This is a genomic window from Treponema succinifaciens DSM 2489 (assembly GCF_000195275.1).
GTDB classification, from domain to species: Bacteria; Spirochaetota; Spirochaetia; order Treponematales; family Treponemataceae; genus Treponema_D; species Treponema_D succinifaciens.
The window spans coordinates 351,388-370,163 of record NC_015385.1; the positions used below are offsets into that span (position 1 = coordinate 351,388).

An 18,776-nucleotide genomic window follows, 5' to 3' on the forward strand; every position below is an offset into this window, starting at 1 on the left:
CTCCCTTACCAGTCATCTCCACTGGTTGATGTAGAACTTAAATCAGGTTCTTCCTGCTGGATGTCTTTGATTTCATCAATCATTGTGTCCTGCTTAGAAGGAATCTGACCGTCATTTACCGGCTGACTGCGGCTGCCAATCTGCGAAGAGGTAATAGAAACCTTTCTGATCCATTTCTTGAGAGCTTCAGGAGTATGAACTGTAATAACAGCTTCAATATTTCCTGTGAACTTTGCAAGAACATCTTTGTTAGCATCGTCACCGATTGCAACTGCAACTTTAATTGCATGCTTAAACCAATTATTCTGCTGCAGAAGATTAAGACCTGATTCAAAATCATCTGTTGGCTCACCGTCACTCATGAGGAAAATAGCCGGAGCAACTGAACCAGATGGAGCTTTTAAGAAACCATTCTTTGAAAGCTTTTCGCTGAGTTCACGGCAGGCACTTCCTAAATCAGTAACACCATCTGCATCAACATTGTTCCACTGAAAACTGTCAGAAGCGATAGGACTAGAATACATCCATTTGCAGCCGCTTGAGAAAGTCAAACAGGCAACTTTCAAATCAACGTCCGAACCACCAGCATCTTTTAATTCCGGGAGTACCTCGCGGATAGCTGTATTAACTGCGCCAATTTTTGTTCCTTGCATACTGCCTGATGTATCAACAACAAAAAACAAAACCATCTGTCTCTTAACAATACCTTCTACATCGTCGAACATTCCCATAGTTCGATACCTCCATAAAAATCTTATTTGCTAACCTTTGTGGTAATACCGTCAAAAGTAACCTCGATACCATTTGCTACTGGTATTACTGAACCTGTAGCAATTTCCTTTATTTCTCCATCTGGGGTTTTAAACTTCCAGGCTTTATCTGTATTGTTTTTTATTCCCCACAATGCAGGATTCTTTTTATTCATAATGACTTCACCGCAAACGGTTGAATAATCATCATTGTCTTTTGTGACCTGGCACTTATAAAGCTTTGCTCCTGGAAAAACAGGTAATTTATATTTATCTGTTTCCAATGTGAATGGATAACTGTAGCTACTGCCACAATCAAACTTTATAGATGTGCCACGTGGTACCATTGCAAGACACACTTCTGAAGAACAATGAGGACAACGGAGTAAAGTACCTCTGAATCTTATAAGAAGCTTCTGCCATTCATTTTCCGGTAATCTCTGATTAGGATTTTTTAATCCTTCACAGAACGACTTTATAAATGCATCTTGTAAAAACTTTGGATAACGAGGCCAGAGTTTTATAGGATTTGGATGTACCCCTTGAATGGGTCTATTAGATTTATCATTCGGGTCGAAGATAAATACAGGTGCTTTCCCATAAAGTTCCCATTCTCGTTTTTCTGTAATGCATACGCTATCTACATAGAGTTTGCCCATTAAAGGATCATGTCTACAAAACAGTTTGAAAAGAATAACTGCAAGTGAATGACTATCGGTAAGGGAATTAGGATAGGATTTTGCACATACAATTTCCGGTGCCATATACCCAGGCTTTCCGCCGATATTACCGGGATTCTTAATTCCGTCAGGTGTTACATTATCATTATCACAAATGAGAACATCGCCTGTATTTACGTCAATGAAGAAGTTACCGTCATTCAAATCCTGATAACTTAAACCTTTTCTGTGCAGAGTTCTGAAAGCATTTACAATATTCAAAGCAGCTGTAATCAGTTTCTCTGTAGAATTAAAACGAACTTTGTTGTTTAAGATGTCTGAGAAATCAGAGAACTTAGCTGGTCTAAGCTCCATAACATAACCAAAACTGTTATTAATTTCTTCTGTCAGATACAAAGGCCAGAGAAACTTTGAATCAGGAGCACCATTTTTGATGTTTTCCTGCAGATTCTTTCTGAAGCCTTTCTTGTTCTGAAAGCGGAAAGTGTACCATTTGAGGGCATAGTCTTTGCCGTCAATCTTTACTGAATAAACTATTCCCTGACCACCTTCGCCGAGCTTCTTAATGATTGTTGCTTTTTTACCGCCTTCAAGCGGAATAATCTGTCCATTCTTAAATTCCATAATTAAAAACCTCCTCCTTGAACTTGTAAGGTTTCTGCTGCGTTATACATTCCGACCTGACCACACCAGGGACAAGTAAGCCTGATTGTTTTTGTTTCAAACTCCGGCTTCTTAAAGCAGAATGTTTTCCCGCAAGTACACAGAGCAAAATTATCTGAACCGCAATAAGGACAACCAGGATATTCACTAGCTGGAACAAAAGATCCTTGTGTAGTTTCTCTGTCATAACCTTCGTTATGGGCTCGCTCAGAATCAATTTTGAAAGCCCATGTTCTGACCCAATCTGAACCCATTTTCTGGATTCTCATACCAAACAAATTTTCTGACTTGCTTGGTGCATACGGGCAACGACCTAAGATAATTTTTGCTTGCATTTTATTTGATGATGGATAAATCTCTTCTTTCATCTCATATCCTTCCTTGTATGAATTGATATATGACGTCCACATTTCTGGCAGATATATCTTTCTTCAACCCAGTACCTGATAAAAGGCTGATCTGAAGTATGGGAAGAATGAAAACCTCCCAGACCGCCATATCTGTAATGACCGCCACCGCCGCCATAACGATTTCTGTCATGTCCGACAACTTTGTCTTTTACAATTTCTTTTACAAACTTAAGAGTTCCCCAGGCTCTACACTTTGGACATTTTTTTCTTTTGTACCAAAGAATGATTGATGGTAAAAAAGTTAAAAAAAGAAAAATTACAATAAACAAAAATATTAATCCGCCCATATCTTACTCTATTAAAATAAGGGATAACTTTCTTCTAAATGTTTCCATTTTGAAGAAGATTTTTAACAACTTCGAACGATTTTATATTTACAGCAGTTAGTACACATGCCGTAATCAATGCGATGAATTACATTAAGATGTTTATTACATAACTGGTTAATCTGTTGACGAGGTCTTATTCCTGTTAATTTACTCAAGCAGTCATCGCAATAAGCTTTGTTATTTATTGTGAGAAAGGATTTGAGTAGCTCAAAATTTGAATTATTGCTTGGAACTGGGATTTTAATTTCTTCATCTGGAAGTTCATAGTTTTCAATTCTGAACTGGCCAATCAGATTTTTATAGTAATTTTCTGCAGCGAGAATAAAGAATTTGTCTTTCTTTAAATCAAATTTTTTACTAAGGGAATCAATACAGATTTCTGCCCATTTTTTTTGTTCACCGATTGTTTGATTTGAAAGGCAAACATCATATGGAGCTAATACCTGTTCAAGTTCTACTATGTGATGTTTTGCAGAAAGAATGAGAATTGCATCTGGATTATGTGTCTGTGCGATTGAAAGTCTTCTTTTGAAACCTTCACTTTGATAAAGGTCTACAGCTTTTGCAGGATGTGAGAGTTTTTCTTTACAGCATGAAATTAAATAAATTGTCTTCATAAATCTGACTCCTTTTAATGCTTTCTACACATATAAAGGGATAAGCCAGATTTATTTGTTTCCAAAATTTGAATTAATATTTCATTTCTTCAAAAATTTCTTTTAGTGTTTTAATTCTTATATCATTCAAGAAGAAGTCGATTTTTTTACTGACAGAACTTTTTGTTATACCATGAATTTCTGCAATGGCATCATAGGTGACTGGTGGTTCGTAATTCTTATAATTAAAAAACTGATTTATAATTTTGTGGCTGACAAATGAAAATCTTTTGAAATATTTAATGATTTCTTCTTTATCATTAAATATAGGGAGGCTTTTACTGGTCTCAACATAAGATAGAAATGTTGCAGTGAGCCAATCTGAAATAACAACCTGATGAATTGATTTTATATCTTTCCAAATATCATCAATGGTATTAAATATTTTGTCATATTGTTTTTCAATTTCTATTTTTTGATCTTCGTTAATGATTTCCGATTTGATATAGTCCCAGACATTTGATTCTGTTCCATCTTCATTTTTCCTTACATTTGAAGTGGTCTTTTCGGAATCCAAAAGGGCATTTAATTTTTCTACAGATATATCAAGAGCTTGTGCTACATCTTCTTTATTTTCTTTATAGACTTTAAGTAATTTCTTGATTTTCTTTTTTAATTTAATATTTGCATAGTTTAAGACAATAGGGGCAATAGCTCCTTCAATATCTTTTATTACGGCATTATGTATACAAGTAAAAAGATATGAATGAAAACCACCTTCTTTTTCTTGCTTAAAATATTTAAGAGCTTCGTTCGTTGCATTTAATACAGGAAGATAGTCGAAATCGCCGTTTTCGATATGTGCTTTATATTTGTAATCAGAATTAACTACATCACAAATTACTTTAAGAAGCTTAGACTTAATTGTATTTTTTCTGAAAGCTTCTTCGCAATTTATATACTGAGAAAAAAGTTCATCTATTTTGGAATAGGCCTGCTGCTTGTCCATTGGGATTATTCCTCAAACAATGCATCAAGAGCAGCAATTGCTCGTTCTCCAGAAGAACATTCAATATTGTTTGTAAAGCTTGAGAGCATATATAAAGGTGTTATATCAAAAATGCATTGAGAGCCTTCAACGATTTTACCTTCTTTGAATTCTGTTTTGAGATAGATTACATTACCAATAGAACAGTCAAAAAACTTTTCTCCAAACTGGAGAGCATTAAGAATTAAGATAGGTAATGTTTTTATACCAAAGGTTATATCTGCATATAACTCAGCACCTTCTGTAAGATTTTTTACAAGGGACTTATATAATTCTTTGTACTTAGATTTATCGCCGGTAAACTCAGATGTAATTACCTGATAAGAGATTGAGGCACCAGCTTGGTTTAATTCGTTTAATTCATTTTTGAAAAGTTCGGCATTTTTCTTTCCGGCTTTTTCTCCGGCATTTGTTTCAAGAAGAATTACTTTTACATTATCTTCTTTTTTTAAGGTCTGAGCCAAAACAGAATTGATTGCATAATAAGTCTCACCAGAATATTCGATCAAAGAATCACCATCAACTGGAAAATGGCGTCTATGCATGTCATCTGCCATCATCAAAGTAACAAATACTATTTTAGTCATAAACGAATGCCTCTTAAGCTACAAAGAAATCAAAGTTTTTATTATGTTTGTAATAATCAAATTCAGGATCATCATTGTAGTTTTTTCTGAGAGAACGTTTTTTTGAATGCCTTGCATGTTTGCATTCAACGTCATTTTCTTTGAAGATGGAATCTTCAATTTCACAAAAACATTCTCTTTGTTCTTGAACATTATAACATGAAAAATACCTAATTGCACGGTTCTCTTCTAAGCCTTCAAAGTATAAGTCTTTATCAATTTCTTCTACATTTAAGATTGCATCCTTATGGTCATGTTTTACACGAGGACAATATCTTGCTTTTTCAGCAGCATCTTTTTTGGATTCTGCTTTAAGATATAAATAGCCTTTATAAAAATTGCTTTTTCCTACATGTCCGAATTTTACAGTTATCTTAAAATATTTCATATTTGCCTCCATTTGTTACGTCTATTAGAAGGGGAATAACCAGGCAGAAAGTTTCCAAAAATATAGAAAAACAATGTATAATAATGCGTAGTGAGGTCTTTATGTCTACTTGGCGTGATATTTGGAAAAAGTCATTAAAAGCAAATCGTTTGTATTCCCTTGATCCTAAAAAAGGAAATAATGCATTTGCTGAATTGCAAGACGAATATGAAAAAAAGAAAAAAGATGGAATGATTCATTATGCAATTGCCGAGGCTTATGAATATAGACATGAACTAGATAAAGCTTTAGAAAAATATAAATTAGCAAAAGATTTATTCCCTGTGGACCACTGGAAAGAAGTTGCTCAAAAAACTATTGATAGAGTTTCACAAAATCAAACTGCAGAAGATTTTTTTGATAAGAATAATTTTAAAGATTTACTTTGGTACACATATCAAAAAGTTTATGAATATGTATACCTTGATGATTTTGTAAGATATGTTTGTTTATCCGCAATTTCTAGAGCTGATTCAGAATGGCCACTTTCTTTAGTAGATTTTAGGTCTGTATTGGAGTTACAGATAAAAAGCACATTCCATGAAATTGTACAAAAATATATATATGAACAAAATTATTCATTAGCAAATATAATAAATGAATTAAAAGCAAGAAAACTAGTATCTGGTGGAATTGCTAATGCAATGCATAAAATTCGAAAATCAGGAAACGCTGCTACTCATCAGATGAAACTTTTTGACGATGGAGATGAAAACAATTATTGGAATTCTTTTGATAAAGATGATTCAAATAATTTGAATTATTTACTGACAATATTAGAATTCTTCAATAACTATAATCGGGAAAATAATATTAAATTACCTGATTAGTTTTCTAACATCAGGCTGCCGATAAATTTCCTGTTAGTTTAAATTCAAAATGCTCATTCCAAAAGAACAATGTACAAGTCCATTCTTCTGATTTTGTAAATAACAGGAAGCAATATTTAATGGAATGGAAACAATTGGCTATTTACAGGACTGTCCATCGTTATGCAAATCCTATTATTGAACAATATGATTCGCTTATGAATTCTTGTGGAACGTGACAAAGCATATTTCTTTATTATAGAATATTCTTACTGATTAATTTTTCTGGTCAATCTGCTAACAAGGAATCTTTAAGATTCCGCAAAATGCTTATACATTCTTTGGAATGTGTACAGAAAAACTGAAAAAAGGGAGCTGCGGCTTCCTTTTCGTTTTTTTTAGAACCTACAGATATTTTTTAGCAAAATAAATTAAGTCCTTTTTTCATAGCACAAATTTGGTAAACAAAATCTCTAATAAAAGCACAAATAAAATCCGTGTTTTTCATATCAAAAAATCTTTGCGTTTCTGATAAAAGTCGATATTTTTGATATAATAAAAAAGTTGAATATATGCGGTTGAGTTTTGCGTATACAACTGCGAGATTTTGCTTCGCAAAACTCGTTTATTTACATGTGCTCTCGCGCGCACGGCAGCACTTTGTGGCAGGGATAGGAGTGGCGGCGCAGCCGTTCCGGAGCGTAGCGGAGGAATGTAAGCGAAAGCTGGAACCACGGATAGCCCGATTTTTGGTAGTTTGCGTAAGCAAACGGACAAAAAGCCACCCGGAAATTTAAAATCTGAACAAACTCAAAATGGAGCAAAAAATGACAATACGAAGAGCGAACGAAAAGGACATTCCTAGAATTATTGATTTGTTGGGACAGGTTCTGCAGATTCATGCGGAGATTCGGCCGGACATTTTTATTCCGGGAACGACAAAGTACACGGATGCGGAGCTTTCGGAAATGCTCAAGGACGACCTGAAGCCGATTTATGTTGCCGCGGACGAGAATGACATTTGCGTCGGGTACGCTTTTTGCCAGATCCGGGAGCAGCCTTTTTCAAACAACATGGTTCAGTTCAAGTCGCTTTTTATTGACGATTTGTGCGTTGACAAAAACACCCGCGGCCGGCACATCGGCGAAAAACTTTTTGAGCACGTCAAAAGCGAGGCGAAACGGCTTGGCTGCTACGAGGTAACGCTGAACGTCTGGGCAGGAAACACTTCAGCGGAAAAATTCTACGAGAAAATGGGACTGAAGACAAAAGAGCGGCAGCTGGAATATATTTTGTGAGGGGAGGCGGACATGACACAACCCGAACGACGAGAATGGCTTATAAAAGCCCTGCTGAACGAGCCGGATTCGCCACTTGAATACAGGAAAACTGAACTTCCGCCGCAAAATGACGAAGAGACGCAGAAAGACTTGCTTCGCTCGCTGATGAATGTGCGTCCGCCGCGGCCGGTTTCTGATGAATTCTTGAAAATTCAGGACGAATATTTAACCGAACGCAACAAAGAGCGCGGAATAACTGACGTTGCAACGCTGAAAAATGTTCCGGCGGACAAACGGATTTTTTTGTGGCAGGGCGACATTACAACTCTGAACGCGGACGCAATCGTGAATGCCGCAAATTCCGCCCTGCTCGGCTGCTTTGCTCCGCTCCACGCGTGCATCGACAACTGCATCCACACTTTCGCAGGAGTTCAGCTTAGACTTGAATGCAACGAGATTATGCAAAAACAGGGCGCGCCTGAAAAAACCGGAAGCGCGAAAATCACTCCGGCGTTCAATCTGCCTTCAAAATACGTTCTGCACACGGTCGGTCCGATAATCCGCGCCAGTGTAACCGAACGCGATAAAATCCAGCTCGCCTCGTGCTACACAAGCTGCCTGAACCTTGCCGCGCAAAAAGGACTTGAAAGCGTTGCGTTCTGCTGCATTTCCACAGGCGTTTTCAGATTTCCGCAAAAACTCGCCGCCCAAATTGCAGTAAAAACAGTAAAAGGCTGGCTCGATGAAAACAAAAATGCAAGCGTAAAAAAGGTAATTTTCAACGTGTTCGCAAGCAAGGACCTGGAGATTTACAGGGAGATTTTGGGAAAAAAGCCAGAACTGGCATAAGGCAAAAGCTTAGGCTAGTCTGGCTGTATTTTTTATGAGTTAGAGGTTTGAATATCCCATCAGGTATTCATCTATCTCCCTTGCGCATTCTCTTCCTTCTGCGATTGCCCAGACAACGAGCGACTGGCCTCTGTGCATGTCGCCTGCGGTAAAGACTTTGTCTGTTCCCGTGAAGTATGAGTCTGCGCCGGAAGTTGCGACCGTGTTCCTTGGGGAAAGGGGAACACCGAATGCGTTTGCGGTGTAGTCTTCGCAACCGAGGAATCCCGCGGCAATCAGAATCAGGTCGGCCGGAAGCTCTTTTTCGCTTCCTTCGATTTCGCAGAGAGTACGTTTTCCGTCCACATTCTTGAATTCAACCTGAACTGTTTTTATTCCGCAGACTTTTCCGTCTTTCTGATAGACTTCCTTGATTGTCGTTTTGTAGACGCGCGGATCATGCCCGAACTTTTCAATTGATTCCTGTGCGCCGTAGTCTGTCTTGAGGACTTTGGGCCACTGCGGCCACGGATTGTTTGGCTGACGTTCCGTAGGAGGGCAGGGCATCATTTCAAGCTGGGTTACGCTTGCCGCCCCGAGCCTTATGCTTGAGCCTGTGCAGTCGTTTCCCGTGTCGCCTCCGCCAAGAATCACCACGTGCTTTCCCTTTGGATCAAAGAAATTCTTGTCCGAAAAGTCTGAGTCCAAAAGGCTTTTTGTAACGCTCTTGAGCCAGTCCACAGCGAACATTATTCCCTGCGCCTCGCTTCCCTGGGCAGACAGAGGACGCGGTTTTTTCGCTCCGCAGCACAGGGCGACCGCATCGTATTCGGAAAGAAGCTGCTTGGCATCCACGTTGCGTCCGGCATCGGCGTTTGTTATGAACGTGACTCCTTCGGCTTTCATAAGATTGACCCTGCGTTCTACGATTTTTTTGTCCAGTTTCATGTTCGGAATGCCGTACATCAGAAGTCCGCCGATTCTGTCATCCCTCTCGTAGACGGTCACATTGTGTCCGCGGCGGTTCAGCAAGTCGGCGACAGCAAGTCCTGCAGGACCTGAGCCGATTACCGCGATTTTTTTGTCGCTTCTGACTTTCGGAATCTGCGGTTTCATGTAGCCTGACTCGAACGCCTTCTCGATTATGTAAAGCTCGTTGTCGTGGATTGTCACAGCTTCCTTTATGTCTCCTCCGTTTCCGCAGTTGCAGGCTTTCTCGCACAGCGCGGGGCAGACTCTTCCTGTGAATTCCGGGAAGCTTGAAGTTTTCAGAAGCCGCCAGGCCGCCATGTCGTACTGGCCTTTGTAAAGCGCGTCATTCCATTCAGGAATAAAATTGTGGAGCGGACATCCCGTCACCATTCCCGCAAGCCTGATTGCGCTCTGGCACATCGGAACTCCGCAGTTCATGCATCTTGCCGCCTGTTCACGCCGTTCCCTGTCGTCAAGATGATTGTGGAATTCCTTGAAATTCTTTATGCGTGAAGATGGCTCAATCCAGGAATCCTCAACGCGCTTGTATATCATAAATCCGTCGTTCTTACCCATAATGTACCCCTGACTTTTTCCTATGCAGTGAGCTTTTTAAAAGCTTCAAGGACTGCTTCATCGTGATTCAAACCGCGCTCTTCGCCCTTTGCGATTTCCGTCATCATCTTCTGATAATCATTAGGAACTATTTTCTTGAAGTGCCTGATGTAGTTATCGAAGTCCTTGAGAATTTTCTTTGCAAGTTCTGAGCCTGTCTCCTTTGCATGACGCTGAATCAAATCCTTTACGAGCTCAATGTCGTGGCTGTCTGAAACTTCTGTCATGGAAACAAGCTGCTTGTTCAGACGCAGATACAAATCGTGGTTCATGTCCAGAACGTAAGCTGTTCCGCCTGACATTCCCGCGCAGAGGTTCTTTCCTGTTCCGCCAAGGATTACGGCTGTTCCGCCTGTCATGTATTCAAGTCCGTGGTCGCCGCAGCCTTCAACAACCGCAACCGCCCCGGAATTTCTTACGCAGAAACGTTCGCCGGCGATTCCGTTTATGAACGCGCTTCCGCTTGTCGCTCCGTACAAGGCCACGTTTCCGATGATGATGTTCTCTTCGGCTTTGTATCCTGCCTTTGCTGAAGGGTGGACTACGATTTTTCCGCCGCTCAGACCTTTTCCGAGGTAGTCGTTCGCGTCTCCTGTAAGGTTCAGTGTAAGTCCTTTTGGAATGAACGCGCCGAATGACTGTCCGCCGCCGCCCGTGCAGTTCACAACGTAGCTGTCCTCTTCAAGCGATGAGCCGAAAGTTTTCTGGATTTCCGAGCCGAGGATTGTTCCCACGGTTCTGTCCGTCGAGGAAACTGAAAGCTCAAAAACACCTTTCTTCGCTTTCTTTGACTTTTCAAATGCCTTCAGGAGCTTTGACTCGTCTACGGTTTTTTCAAGCTGGAAGTCGAAAATGTCCGCAGGCTCAAAATGTGTCTTCGCGTCTTCCGGAGTTTTCCAGCCGATGATTCTGCTCATGTCCACAAGGTTTGCCCTTGGGAACGCGCTTTTTTCTTTGAGGGCAAGAAGCTCCGTGTGTCCGCACATTTCGTCAATGCTGTGGAAGCCGAATTTCGCCATGATTTCGCGCAGTTCCTCGGCAATGAATTTCATGAAATTCTCAACGTATTCAGGTTTTCCTGTGAATCGTTTTCTAAGTTCGCTGTTCTGGGTCGCAACGCCGAACGGACAGGTGTCAAGGTTGCACACGCGCATCATCGCGCAGCCCATTGTAATCAGAGGCGCTGTGGCAAAACCGAATTCCTCCGCGCCCAAAAGACAGGCAATCGCGACATCGCGGCCGCTCATAAGCTTTCCGTCCGTCTCAATCACAACGCGCGAGCGGAGTCCGTTCTGAATCAGCGTCTGATGGGTTTCCGCAAGCCCTAATTCCCACGGAAGCCCCGCATGGTGAATTGAAGAGATTGGAGCGGCTCCAGTTCCGCCGTCGTGTCCGGAAATCAGAATCACCTGCGCGCCGGCCTTCGCAACGCCAGCCGCAATCGTTCCGACACCAGCCTCGGAGACAAGCTTGACTGAAATGCGGGCGGCACGGTTCGCGTTCTTCAAGTCGTAAATCAGCTGCGCCAAATCTTCTATTGAATAAATGTCGTGGTGCGGCGGCGGCGAAATCAAAGATACACCCGGAGTCGCGTAACGTGTCTGCGCAATCCAAGGATATACTTTTTTTCCAGGAAGATGTCCGCCTTCTCCCGGTTTTGCTCCCTGCGCCATTTTAATCTGAATTTCCTTTGCGCTCAAAAGATATTCTTCCGTAACGCCGAAACGTCCGGACGCAACCTGCTTGATTGCGGAATTCGCCTCTGTTCCAAGGCGCTCCGGTTTTTCGCCGCCCTCGCCGGAATTTGATTTTCCGTGCAGGTGGTTCATCGCCAGAGCCATGCAGCGGTGCGCTTCCTCGGAAATTGAGCCGTAGCTCATAGCGCCTGTCTTGAACCGCTTTACAATTTCAGAAACCGGCTCAACTTCGTCTATGCTGATTTCTTTTCCTTCCGGGAAACTGAACTTGAGCATTGCGCGCAAGGTGTGGGGATGCGCGTTGTCGTCAACCAGAGCCGTGTATTCCTTGAATCTTTCGTAGCTTCCTGTCCTGGTTGATTCCTGCAGGGCGATAATTGTTTCAGGCGAATAAAGGTGATCCTCGCAGGTCGGACCGCGGCGCAGCTTGTGGTTTCCCACAGAATCAAGATGCGTATTAACTGTCAATCCGAGCGGATCAAATGCCTTGTTGTGATGGAAGTTCACATCCTCATCAATTTCCTTAAGGCCGATTCCACCGACGCGGCTCACTGTGTTTGTAAAATATTCGTCGATTACATCCTTGCTGATTCCGATTGCCTCGAAAATCTGCGCGGACTGATAGGACTGAATCGTTGAGATTCCCATCTTTGCGGCGATTTTTACAATTCCGTTTATGATTCCCTTGTTGTAGTCGTCGATTGCGGTGTGGTAATCCTTGTCCAAAAGCTTCTGGTCAATGAGCTCGGCGATGCATTCGTGCGCAAGATAAGGGTTCACCGCACGCGCTCCATAACCAAGACACATCGCAGCCTGATGGACGTTTCTGACTTCCGCCGACTCAAGAATAATTGAAATTGCGGTTCTCTTTTTTGTGCGGATCAAATACTGCTCAACTCCGCTGACTGCAAGAAGGCTTGGAACGGCGACGTGGTTTTCGTCAACTCCGCGGTCGCTCAAAATGATTATGTTGCTTCCGTTGTGATATTCACGCTCGATTGCGACAAAAATATTGTCCAGCGCCTCTTTAAGTGAAGTGTTCTTATAATACAAAAGGGAAACAACCGCAGTTTTTAGTCCGGGGCGGTTCAGGTTCTTGAGCTTTAGCATATCGACGCCGGTCAGAATCGGATTGTTTATCTCAAGAACCGTGCAGTTCGCGCTTTTCGGCTCAAGGAGATTTCCGTCTGTTCCGACGTAGACTGTCGTGTCGGTGACAACCTTTTCACGCAGAGAGTCAATCGGCGGATTTGTAACCTGGGCGAACAGCTGCTTGAAGTAGTTGTAAAGCGGCGGATGCTTGTCGCTCATGACTGCAAGAGGCGTGTCTATTCCCATCGCTCCGGTCGGTTCAACTCCGTTCTGCGCCATAGGAAGAATCATCTCGTTCACATCTTCGTAGTTCCAGCCGAACGCACGGTACATTATGTCGCGCTCTTCCTGCGTGTAGACCGGAATTTTCTTGTTCGGAATCACAAGATCCTTCAGCTTCAGAAGGTTCATGTTCAGCCATTCGCCGTAAGGATAAAGGTTTATGTACTGTTTTTTCGCCTCTTCGTCGGAAATAAGACGCTTCTGGACTGTGTCAACAAGAAGAATTTTTCCGGGCTGAAGACGTGATTTTTTAACGATGTTTTCTTCCGGAATGTCAAGAACTCCGACTTCCGAAGAAAGAATGAGCATATTGTCTTTTGTAATGTAATAGCGGCTCGGGCGGAGTCCGTTTCTGTCAAGAGTTGCCCCGACAAAATCTCCGTCACTGAAAAGAATCGCGGCGGGTCCGTCCCAAGGCTCCATCATTGTTGCCCAGTAATGGTAGAAGTCGCGCTTCTGCTGGCTCATCGTCCCGTCGTTTTTCCAAGGCTCAGGAATGCAGACCATCACCGCAAGCGGAAGCGGCATTCCGTTCATCACAAGGAATTCCAGAGTGTTGTCCAGCATTGCCGAGTCAGAGCCTGTCGCGTCCACAGCCGGAAGAATTTCACGCAGCTCCTCGTCCTTGAAAACCGGGGAATCAAGAGTCTCTTCTCTTGCCAGCATTCGGTCAACGTTTCCGCGGATTGTGTTGATTTCTCCGTTGTGCGCGATGAATCTGTTCGGATGCGCCCTCTGCCAGCTCGGCTGCGTGTTCGTGCTGAATCTTGAGTGGACAAGCGCAAGGGATGAAGTATAGTCCTCGGACTGAAGGTCTTTGTAGAAAGTCCTGAGCTGCTGAACAAGGAACATTCCCTTGTATACGATTGTGCGGCTTGAAAGCGAAGCAATATAAGTGTTCAGGTGCGAATGCTCAAACTGACGGCGAAGAATGTAAAGCTTGCGGTCAAAGTCAAGTCCACGGCTGATATTTTCCGGACGCTCGATAAAGCACTGCATTATGCAAGGCATGCAGTCTTTTGCGCGCTGCCCGAGAACATCAGGATTCACAGGAACCTTTCTCCAGCCGAGAAATTTGAGGTTCTCCTTTTTTGCAAGGACTTCAAGCATTTTCATCGCCTGCGAGCGGATATATTTGTCCTGCGGAAAGAAGAACATTCCGACTCCGTAGTCGCGCGCTTCCTTCAGCCCGATTCCTTCCTGCTTTGCCGCCTGCTTGAAAAACCGATGCGAAATCTGAACAAGAATTCCGACTCCGTCGCCGGTCTCTCCGGTCGCATCCTTTCCCGCGCGGTGCTCCAGCTTTTCAACTATGCAAAGCGCGTTGTCCACGATTTTGTGAGTCGCCGTACCGTCAATGTTTACGACCGCTCCGATTCCGCAAGCGTCATGCTCAAATGACGGATCATACAAAGTTCTGTTTTTTTCAGTCATAGTAACCCCTTGCATAAAAAAAAGGCGCTTTGCAAAAAACAGACAATTAGCCTGTATTTTACAAAACGCCTTCGTTTCGTTCTTTAGACTATATAAAAAATCGAATAAATTATCAAGAGATTAGAAAGAAAAAATTGCTGAAAATATCAGGGTTGTCCTATAAGTTTAAAAACCGCACAAGAAACACTCCAGATGTTATTGCTGCGGATTTTAGTTTGAAACTGCATCGAAAGTGTTTTCTTTGTTTTTTCCTTCTATATTAATGAATATTCCGTTTGGCAGGCAGGCGGCCCATTGTCCGTTTACGCTTATTTCTCCGCTTTGAATGCAGTTTTTATTTTCGCAAGGTGAATCTAAAAATTTCGCTTTTCCGCTTTCAACCTGAATTGAACTTTCTCCAAGAAGTCCTTTGAATTTATAAATTCCATCTTTTGCAAGGCTGTAAACAAATTTTTCTTTTGGAGTCTGCACAAAAAGTTCCGCCGTCTTTTCATTTTTTTTTCTGAACAGATTGAAAAATGAAAGAAAAATCACAATTAAAAAAATCAGAATAAACACAATGTCGAATGGTTTTAAGCGCAAATTCATATAGATTTTTTTATAAATCTTTGGCAGTTCTGTATATTTCATTAGGCATATATCTTTATTCCCTTATTTCTTTTGTTATAACTTTTTCTTTCATTAAAGCAAATATAACATATATCGAATGAAAAATATAGTTTAGTTTTTTCATCTGGCAAACCGCAATTTTTTTTTAATCTGAAATTTCTGCGGAAATTTGCCGAAATATTTAAAATATGGCTAAGAAAAATTCTTTGAAATTTATTTTTGATTCTCCGGTTGTTCTTGTTTTTTCTGTTGTTTCGACGGTGATTTTTATTTCTGACTTGATTTTAAAGCTCAATCTTTCTGAGAAAATTTTTGAATGTCCTGGAGCAAAATCTGTTCCTGCATTTGATTTTAAATCAGCGTTGAGTTATGTAAAGCTTGTCATTTATCCGTTCGGCGGCGAAAATTCAACTTCTTTCTTTTTGAACATTGGATTCATTCTTTTGCTCGGTCCTGTTTTGGAAGAACGTTACGGTTCTATTATGCTTGCCCTTATGATTTTTATAACTTCCCTTGTTGGCGGAGTCTTGACAGCTTGCGTTTCAACGTTTGGAATTTCTGGATGCGGTGGAATTGTTTTTATGATGATAATTCTTTCGGTGCTTTCTGTTTTTATAAAAAAGCAGCTTCCAGTTTCGTGGATTTTTATTTTTGCCCTTTATCTTGCGTTCTCTCTTTTCAGCGGAAAAAAGATTTCAGGATTTATGCCTTTTATGCAAAATAATGTTCCTGTTTTTATTCAGCTTGCGTCTGGAATCTGCGGAAGTCTTTTTGGATTTTTTGTCTGCCCAAAGAAGCGTTCTTCCCAAATCCAGAAAAAGCAGCAGGAAAAAACAATTGAAAATGAGCCGGAAAATTCTTCTGGCAGCGATGAAACTATAGTCGGAAATATCAGTTTATAGCAAATTTTCTTTTAACCTCTTTTTAACTTTTTGCGCTATGGGTTTGTCTTTTCTAAACGCAATAATTGATATATAATTCAGTTTATGGAATGCAAGGTAAAAAGATTTGGAATTCTTACAAGTGGCGGAGATGCGCCTGGACTTAATGCTGCGATAAGGGCTTTGTGCCGTGCCGCAAAAAATCAGTATAATATGGAAGCTGTGGGAATTTTCAACGGCTACCGCGGACTTATAAATGGCGACATGAAGGTTCTTTCAGAAAATGAGCTTTCTGGTCTTATAGCTCAAGGCGGAACAATTCTTGGAACTTCAAGAGAAAAGCCTTTTAAAAATCCAGTTGTAAATGAAGCGACCGGTCTTTTGCCTGTTGAAGCCATAAAAGAAAACTACAAAAAATGGAATCTTGACGCTCTTGTTTGTATCGGTGGAAACGGAACAAATACAACTGCAAGCCTTTTGTTTCAGTCTGGCTTGAATGTAATTGGACTTCCAAAAACAATTGACAACGATATTGAAGGCTCTGACGTAACATTCGGATTTTATACAGCATTGGATGTTGCAACTGATGCTATTGATAGAATTCACACTACAGCCTGTAGCCACGGCAGAGTTATGATTGTTGAAATCATGGGGCACAAAGCCGGCTGGCTTGGACTTTATTCAGGAATCGCAGGCGGCGGAGATGCTATTTTGATTCCGGAAATTCCTTACGACATAAATAGCGTTGCAAAAAAAATAAAGGAACGCAAATCTTCTGGAAAGAATTTTTCAATTGTTGTTGTTGCGGAAGGCGCAAAATCAAAAGAAGAATCCTTGCTTGACAAAAAATCTTTTAAAAAGGCACGGGCGGTAATGCAATGTACCATAGGCGCAAGAGTTGCAAAGGAGCTTGAAGAAGCAACTGGATTTGAATGCCGTGCAACTGTTGTTGGCTACTTGCAGCGCGGAGGCACACCTTCTCCTTATGACCGTCTTCTTTCCACACAGATTGGAGCTGCAGCCGCTGATTTTATTGCTCAGGAAAAATTCGGAAATCTTGTTGCGGTTCAGAATGGAAAAATAAAGCCGGTTCCACTTGACTACGTTGCTGGAAAAGTAAAAAATATTCCGCTTGATCATCCTATGATAAAAACTGCCAGAGACTTGGGTATTTGCCTTGGAGACTGATTTTAAATGCCGGTTCTGCGCTGAATGCCTTGGGTTTGGCTGCGTTGGAGAACTTCCTGGAATGGGCGGCGTAAATGCGAATAAAAATTTCATCTTGAACTGCGCCGCTTGGAAAAAATTAGATTTCGGTCCGTTTGACTTTGGCAAAAAAGAAATCCGGCTTGCACCCATGACTGGCGCTGTTGAAAATGTGGGCTACTTTGACGAAAAGCAATTTTACTTTGATTTGATAAACGAATGCTCAAAGTTTGGAATAAAACTTAGCATTGGAGATGGCGTTCCTGACACAAAGTTAAAATGGGGAATTGAAGCTGTTCAGACAGCTGGAAAAAAAGCGGCGGTTTTTATAAAGCCTTACAGCAACAAAAAAATTCTTGAGCGTTTTGAGTGGGCGCAAAGTATTTCTGAATATTGCGGAATCGATATTGACGCATACAACATTGTAACAATGCGGAACAAAGCTCAACTTGAGAAAAAAGACACGTCTTTGCTTATTGAACTGAAAAATTATTTTTCTAAAAAAGGAATTCCGTTTGTAATAAAAGGAATTTTTACAGACGAAGATTTGGAGCTTGTTAAAGAAGTGAAGCCGGATGTTGCTTTTGTTTCAAATCACGGTGGACGCATTAAAACACGTGAAGGCAGTTCCGCAGAATTCCTTTCTGAAAACTTTAAAATGCTAAAGTCAAATTGCGATGAGCTTTGGGTTGACGGTGGAATCCGTTTATGGAATGATGTGTACAAGGGGCAAAGCTATGGAGCTTCTGAAGTTCTTGTTGGTCGACCTTTTGCTTCTGCGCTTTGCAAAAAAAATTCTTTTGATAATATTTTAAAAAATTGAGGTAATAAAAATGAAAAACGAAAATAATTCCATGAACTACAAGATTGCCATGGCAGGAGCATTTTCTGCGCTTAGCATTATTTTAAGTTTTACGCCGCTTGGCTACATTCAACTTGGAAGCGCGATCCAAATAACTTTAATGCACATTCCTGTAATTCTTGCGACTCTTTTGGCTGGGCTTATTCCGGGGCTTGCAACTGGATTCGTCTTTGGCGTTTCTAGCCTTGTAAAAAATCTTATGCTTGGAGCCGCGGCAAGTCCGTTTTTTATGAATCCGCTTGTTTCTGTTTTGCCTCGCCTTCTTTTTCCAGTTGCTGTCTGGGGAATTTTTACTTTGCTCAATTTTATTCCGCATATGCCCAAAATTATAAGTGTTGCTTTTTCCGCCGCTCTTGGAACTTTTATTCATACTGTTCTTGTAATGGGCGCGATTTTTATTTTCTATGGAAACATTTTTCTCCCTATGGTTCTTGGAGCAATTGAAAAAATCGGAATCAGCACAGAAAATATTTCCGGATTCAAGGCGTTTGCGGCGATTATTGCAACAACGATGATTACAAACGGATTTTTTGAAGTTATTTGCGCGGTTGTCCTTTCATGCGCTGTTCTTGGAAGTGTTTATGCTGTCGGCTCCAGAAAGTCAAAGATTTCAAAATTTGAAGAATAGTTTTTCAACCTTAAAACAGAATTGAATTTTTATTTTCTTATGGATATATTTTT

At 41.1% G+C, this 18,776-nt stretch carries 18 protein-coding genes; 7 read left to right on the forward strand and 11 right to left on the reverse strand.

The genetic code is table 11. The annotated features are described in order from the left end of the window. Positions 1-5: 5 nt before the first annotated feature. The 8 genes from TRESU_RS01665 to TRESU_RS01700 form a co-directional block, all read right to left on the reverse strand. Positions 6-731: a vWA domain-containing protein gene (locus TRESU_RS01665; RefSeq protein ID WP_013700593.1), complete on the reverse strand. Its 726-nt coding sequence runs from the start codon at positions 729-731 to the stop codon at positions 6-8. Positions 732-754: 23 nt separating this feature from the next. Next, positions 755-2,053: a protein kinase domain-containing protein gene (locus TRESU_RS01670; protein ID WP_013700594.1), complete on the reverse strand. Its 1,299-nt coding sequence runs from the start codon at positions 2,051-2,053 to the stop codon at positions 755-757. Positions 2,054-2,055: 2 nt separating this feature from the next. Next, complete coding sequence (locus tag TRESU_RS01675) at positions 2,056-2,460, reverse strand: TerY-C metal binding domain-containing protein (RefSeq protein WP_013700595.1); 405 nt, start codon at positions 2,458-2,460, stop codon at positions 2,056-2,058. Beyond that, entirely contained in the window at positions 2,457-2,789 is a 333-nt protein-coding gene (locus TRESU_RS01680) for a hypothetical protein (protein WP_013700596.1), read from the reverse strand. Before TRESU_RS01680 ends, TRESU_RS01675 begins: the two co-directional genes overlap by 4 nt. Positions 2,790-2,851: 62 nt before the next feature. Further along, positions 2,852-3,448 carry a DUF6884 domain-containing protein gene (locus tag TRESU_RS13990; RefSeq protein ID WP_013700597.1) on the reverse strand — a complete coding sequence of 199 codons (597 nt, stop codon included), beginning with the start codon at positions 3,446-3,448 and terminating at the stop codon, positions 2,852-2,854. 73 nt (positions 3,449-3,521) lie between these two features. After that, a complete protein-coding gene (locus tag TRESU_RS01690) occupies positions 3,522-4,436 on the reverse strand; it encodes a hypothetical protein (protein ID WP_013700598.1) in 915 nt (304 codons plus the stop codon). Between the two features lie 5 nt (positions 4,437-4,441). Beyond that, complete coding sequence (locus TRESU_RS01695) at positions 4,442-5,062, reverse strand: TM1812 family CRISPR-associated protein (RefSeq protein ID WP_013700599.1); 621 nt, start codon at positions 5,060-5,062, stop codon at positions 4,442-4,444. 13 nt (positions 5,063-5,075) lie between these two features. After that, complete coding sequence (locus TRESU_RS01700) at positions 5,076-5,489, reverse strand: hypothetical protein (protein WP_013700600.1); 414 nt, start codon at positions 5,487-5,489, stop codon at positions 5,076-5,078. A 101-nt stretch (positions 5,490-5,590) separates the two neighbouring features. Here TRESU_RS01700 and TRESU_RS01705 point away from each other — a divergent pair, with 101 nt between their 5' ends. The 3 genes from TRESU_RS01705 (at position 5,591) to TRESU_RS01715 (ending at position 8,466) form a co-directional block, all read left to right on the forward strand. Further along, positions 5,591-6,358 (forward strand): DUF4145 domain-containing protein, encoded by a 768-nt coding sequence (locus tag TRESU_RS01705; RefSeq protein ID WP_013700601.1) that lies wholly within the window; start codon positions 5,591-5,593, stop codon positions 6,356-6,358. Between the two features lie 806 nt (positions 6,359-7,164). Continuing rightward, positions 7,165-7,635 carry a GNAT family N-acetyltransferase gene (locus tag TRESU_RS01710; RefSeq protein ID WP_013700602.1) on the forward strand — a complete coding sequence of 157 codons (471 nt, stop codon included), beginning with the start codon at positions 7,165-7,167 and terminating at the stop codon, positions 7,633-7,635. Positions 7,636-7,647: 12 nt separating this feature from the next. Beyond that, positions 7,648-8,466 (forward strand): protein-ADP-ribose hydrolase, encoded by an 819-nt coding sequence (locus TRESU_RS01715; RefSeq protein WP_013700603.1) that lies wholly within the window; start codon positions 7,648-7,650, stop codon positions 8,464-8,466. A 39-nt stretch (positions 8,467-8,505) separates the two neighbouring features. On the opposite strand, the gene TRESU_RS01720 is transcribed toward TRESU_RS01715, so the two are convergent. The 3 genes from TRESU_RS01720 to TRESU_RS01730 form a co-directional block, all read right to left on the reverse strand. After that, the gene (locus TRESU_RS01720; protein WP_013700604.1) at positions 8,506-9,993 is read right to left on the reverse strand and encodes a glutamate synthase subunit beta; all 1,488 of its coding nucleotides are present in this window, start codon (positions 9,991-9,993) and stop codon (positions 8,506-8,508) included. A gap of 20 nt (positions 9,994-10,013) precedes the next feature. Beyond that, positions 10,014-14,537: a glutamate synthase large subunit gene (gene gltB / locus TRESU_RS01725; protein WP_013700605.1), complete on the reverse strand. Its 4,524-nt coding sequence runs from the start codon at positions 14,535-14,537 to the stop codon at positions 10,014-10,016. Between the two features lie 210 nt (positions 14,538-14,747). After that, on the reverse strand, positions 14,748-15,125 hold the full coding sequence (locus TRESU_RS01730) for a NusG domain II-containing protein (RefSeq protein ID WP_041612137.1): 378 nt from the start codon (positions 15,123-15,125) through the stop codon (positions 14,748-14,750). Positions 15,126-15,334: 209 nt separating this feature from the next. Here TRESU_RS01730 and TRESU_RS01735 point away from each other — a divergent pair, with 209 nt between their 5' ends. From TRESU_RS01735 to TRESU_RS01750, 4 genes are all read left to right on the forward strand, one after another. Further along, entirely contained in the window at positions 15,335-16,048 is a 714-nt protein-coding gene (locus tag TRESU_RS01735; protein ID WP_013700607.1) for a rhomboid family protein, read from the forward strand. An 84-nt stretch (positions 16,049-16,132) separates the two neighbouring features. Continuing rightward, positions 16,133-17,215, forward strand: coding sequence for a 6-phosphofructokinase (locus tag TRESU_RS01740; RefSeq protein WP_013700608.1), 1,083 nt, complete (start codon positions 16,133-16,135; stop codon positions 17,213-17,215). Further along, positions 17,205-18,056: an alpha-hydroxy-acid oxidizing protein gene (locus TRESU_RS01745; protein WP_013700609.1), complete on the forward strand. Its 852-nt coding sequence runs from the start codon at positions 17,205-17,207 to the stop codon at positions 18,054-18,056. The genes TRESU_RS01740 and TRESU_RS01745 overlap by 11 nt, the downstream gene beginning before the upstream one ends. Before the next feature lie 10 nt (positions 18,057-18,066). After that, positions 18,067-18,723 (forward strand): ECF transporter S component, encoded by a 657-nt coding sequence (locus TRESU_RS01750; RefSeq protein ID WP_013700610.1) that lies wholly within the window; start codon positions 18,067-18,069, stop codon positions 18,721-18,723. The last annotated feature ends 53 nt before the right edge of the window (positions 18,724-18,776 follow it).

Coding starts and splice junctions, on each gene's coding strand:
- TRESU_RS01730 (WP_041612137.1), bottom strand. CDS start 15,125: ATGAATTTGCGCTTAAAACCATTCGACATTGTGTTTATTCTGATTTTT.
- TRESU_RS01670 (WP_013700594.1), bottom strand. CDS start 2,053: ATGGAATTTAAGAATGGACAGATTATTCCGCTTGAAGGCGGTAAAAAA.
- TRESU_RS13990 (WP_013700597.1), bottom strand. CDS start 3,448: ATGAAGACAATTTATTTAATTTCATGCTGTAAAGAAAAACTCTCACAT.
- TRESU_RS01675 (WP_013700595.1), bottom strand. CDS start 2,460: ATGAAAGAAGAGATTTATCCATCATCAAATAAAATGCAAGCAAAAATT.
- TRESU_RS01700 (WP_013700600.1), bottom strand. CDS start 5,489: ATGAAATATTTTAAGATAACTGTAAAATTCGGACATGTAGGAAAAAGC.
- TRESU_RS01705 (WP_013700601.1), top strand. CDS start 5,591: ATGTCTACTTGGCGTGATATTTGGAAAAAGTCATTAAAAGCAAATCGT.
- TRESU_RS01740 (WP_013700608.1), top strand. CDS start 16,133: ATGGAATGCAAGGTAAAAAGATTTGGAATTCTTACAAGTGGCGGAGAT.
- TRESU_RS01750 (WP_013700610.1), top strand. CDS start 18,067: ATGAAAAACGAAAATAATTCCATGAACTACAAGATTGCCATGGCAGGA.
- TRESU_RS01735 (WP_013700607.1), top strand. CDS start 15,335: ATGGCTAAGAAAAATTCTTTGAAATTTATTTTTGATTCTCCGGTTGTT.
- TRESU_RS01665 (WP_013700593.1), bottom strand. CDS start 731: ATGGGAATGTTCGACGATGTAGAAGGTATTGTTAAGAGACAGATGGTT.
- TRESU_RS01720 (WP_013700604.1), bottom strand. CDS start 9,993: ATGGGTAAGAACGACGGATTTATGATATACAAGCGCGTTGAGGATTCC.
- TRESU_RS01695 (WP_013700599.1), bottom strand. CDS start 5,062: ATGACTAAAATAGTATTTGTTACTTTGATGATGGCAGATGACATGCAT.
- TRESU_RS01690 (WP_013700598.1), bottom strand. CDS start 4,436: ATGGACAAGCAGCAGGCCTATTCCAAAATAGATGAACTTTTTTCTCAG.
- TRESU_RS01680 (WP_013700596.1), bottom strand. CDS start 2,789: ATGGGCGGATTAATATTTTTGTTTATTGTAATTTTTCTTTTTTTAACT.
- TRESU_RS01710 (WP_013700602.1), top strand. CDS start 7,165: ATGACAATACGAAGAGCGAACGAAAAGGACATTCCTAGAATTATTGAT.
- gltB (WP_013700605.1), bottom strand. CDS start 14,537: ATGACTGAAAAAAACAGAACTTTGTATGATCCGTCATTTGAGCATGAC.
- TRESU_RS01715 (WP_013700603.1), top strand. CDS start 7,648: ATGACACAACCCGAACGACGAGAATGGCTTATAAAAGCCCTGCTGAAC.